Raw genomic sequence first — 2,819 nt, 5'->3', positions numbered from 1 at the left:
TATGCGCTGCGCACCACCCTGCGCATGCTGGCGGCGATCGTCGCGTCGCTGGTCTTCACCTTCGTCTACGCGACCGCCGCGGCCAAGAGCCGGCGGGCCGAGATGGTGCTGATCCCGCTGCTGGACATCCTGCAGTCGGTCCCGGTTCTGGGCTTCCTGTCCTTCACCGTGGTCGGCTTCATGGCCCTGTTCCCGGGCCAGGTGCTGGGCGTGGAGTGCGCGGCGATCTTCGCCATCTTCACCTCCCAGGCCTGGAACATGACCTTCAGCTTCTACCAGTCGCTGAAGACTGTGCCGCGCGACCTGGACGAGGCCAGCCGCAGCTTCCGCCTGTCCGCCTGGCAGCGGTTCTGGCGGCTGGAGGTGCCCTTCGCCATGCCCGGCCTGGTGTGGAACACCATGATGTCGATGTCGGGCGGTTGGTTCTTCGTGGTGGCGGCGGAGGCGATCTCGGTCGGCGACACCACCATCACCCTGCCCGGCGTCGGGTCCTATGTCGCCCGTGCCATCGACCAGCGGGATCTCGTCGCCGTCGGCTGGGCCGTGCTGGTGATGGGCGCAGTGATCTTGGCCTATGACCAGCTGCTGTTCCGGCCGCTAGTGGCCTGGGCCGAGAAGTTCCGGTTCGAACAATCGGCCAGCGGCACCGGGCCGCGGTCCTGGCTGCTGACCTTGGTGCAGCGGACCCGCCTGTTCCAGATCGCCCTGGCACCGCTGGGCGCCGTGACCCGCACCGTCTCCCGCCGGCGCTTCACCTTCATCCCGGCCGGGACGAACACCAACAGCGCGATGGCCCGGATCTGGTCCAGCCGCTGGGCCGACTGGACCTTCACCGCTGTGGTGCTGGCGGCGATCGCCTATGCCCTGTGGCAGATCGTCAGCTTCGTCGCCACCGAGCTGAGCTGGGCCGATGCCGGCGAGGCCGTGCTGCTGGGCAGCTTCACGCTGATCCGGGTGGTGGTGCTGATCGCGCTGGCGACGGTGATCTGGGTGCCGATCGGCGTCTGGATCGGGTTGCGGCCGCGCGTGGCCTCGCGGATCCAGCCGCTGGCGCAGTTCCTGGCCGCCTTCCCGGCCAACATCGCCTTCCCCTTCGCGGTGGTGGCGATCGTGCATCTCGGCCTCAACCCGGACATCTGGCTGGCGCCGCTGATGGTGCTGGGCACCCAGTGGTACATCCTGTTCAACGTCATCGCCGGCGCCAGCGCCTTCCCGACCGACCTGAGGGAGGCGGCGTCCAGCTTCCGCATCCGCGGCTGGAGCTGGTGGCGCAACGTCATCCTGCCCGGGGTCTTCCCCTACTACGTCACCGGGGCGATCACCGCCAGCGGCGGGTCCTGGAACGCCAGCATCGTCGCCGAGGTGGCGAGCTGGGGCGACACCACCCTGACCGCGCACGGCCTCGGCGCCTACATCGCCCAGGCCACCAGTGCCGGGGATTATCCCCGCATCGTGCTCGGCATCGCCGTGATGTCGGTCTTCGTGACCCTGTTCAACCGCCTGCTGTGGCGGCCCCTGTTCACCTTCGCCGCCCGGCGGCTGCGCCTCGACTGAGGACACGACCATGTACCAGACCATCCAGAATGCGGCGGCGAAACCCGCCAACGAAAACCCGGTCCTGATCGACATCGCCGGCGTGCGGCAGGCCTATCCCAAGGGCGACAACGCCGATCTGCTGGTGCTCGACGACGTCTCGATGACCATCCGCGAGGGCGAGATCGTCGGGCTGCTCGGCCGCTCGGGATCCGGCAAATCCTCGCTGCTGCGCATCATCGCCGGGCTGGTGCCGCCGAGCGCCGGCGCGGTGACCTGGTGCGGCCGTCCGGTGTCCGGCCCGTCCGAGGGCCTGTCCATGGTGTTCCAGAGCTTCGCTCTGTTCCCCTGGCTGACCGTGCTGGAAAATGTCGAGATCGGGCTGGAGGCCCAGGGCATTCCGACGGCCGTGCGGCGGCGGCGGGCGCTGGAGGCGATCGATCTGATCGGCCTGGACGGGTTCGAGAGCGCCTATCCGAAGGAGCTCTCGGGCGGCATGCGCCAGCGCGTCGGCTTCGCCCGCGCCCTGGTGGTGCATCCCCGGCTGATGCTGATGGACGAGCCCTTCTCGGCGCTCGACGTGCTGACGGCGGAGACGCTGCGCACCGACCTGATCGACCTGTGGATGGAGGGCCGGCTGCCGATCAAGTCGATCCTGATGGTGACCCACAACATCGAGGAGGCGATCCTGATGTGCGACCGCGTCCTGATCTTCTCCTCCAACCCCGGCCGGGTGGCGGCGGAGATCGGCATCGACCTGCCGCATCCGCGCAACCGCCTGGACCCGGTGTTCCGGCAGATGGTCGACGACATCTACGCGCGGATGACCAACCGCAGCCCCGGCGGCAAGGCCGAGCCGAAGGCGGGCTTCCCCGGCACCGGCATCGGCATGGAGCTGCCGCATGTCTCGACCAACCTGATGTCGGGGCTGATGGAGGCGCTGGCCGCGCCGCCCTATGCCGGCCGGGCCGACCTGCCCGACCTGGCGGCGACGCTGCAGATGGAGGCTGACGAGTTGTTCCCGATCGCCGAAACCCTGCAGCTGCTGCGCTTTGCCGAGCTGGCGGATGGCGACATCCACCTGACCGAGCACGGAAGGCTGTTCGTCGACTCCGACGTCGACCAGCGCAAGCGGCTGTTCGCCGGCCACGTGCTGGCGCATGTGCCGATCGCGGCGCTGATTCGGCGGGTGCTGGACGAGCGGCCGAGCCACCGCGCGCCGCGGCTGCGCTTCAGCGAGGAGCTCGAGGACTTCATGTCCGAGGACCGGGCGGAGGAAACCCTGC

Annotated in this window: 2 protein-coding genes; both read left to right on the top strand. The window is 69.1% G+C overall.

Annotated features, from left to right (window positions below):
• Positions 1-1,554: ABC transporter permease (locus AC3XYG_RS40490; RefSeq protein WP_489145581.1), on the top strand; the 1,554-nt coding region annotated here is incomplete at its 5' end.
• Positions 1,555-1,564: 10 nt separating this feature from the next.
• Positions 1,565-2,819: ABC transporter ATP-binding protein (locus AC3XYG_RS40485; protein ID WP_489145580.1), on the top strand; the 1,255-nt coding region annotated here is incomplete at its 3' end.

The organism is Inquilinus sp., from assembly GCF_057815775.1.
The sequence above is the reverse complement of the archived record's forward strand: the minus strand, read 5'-3'. Positions and strand labels throughout refer to the sequence as shown.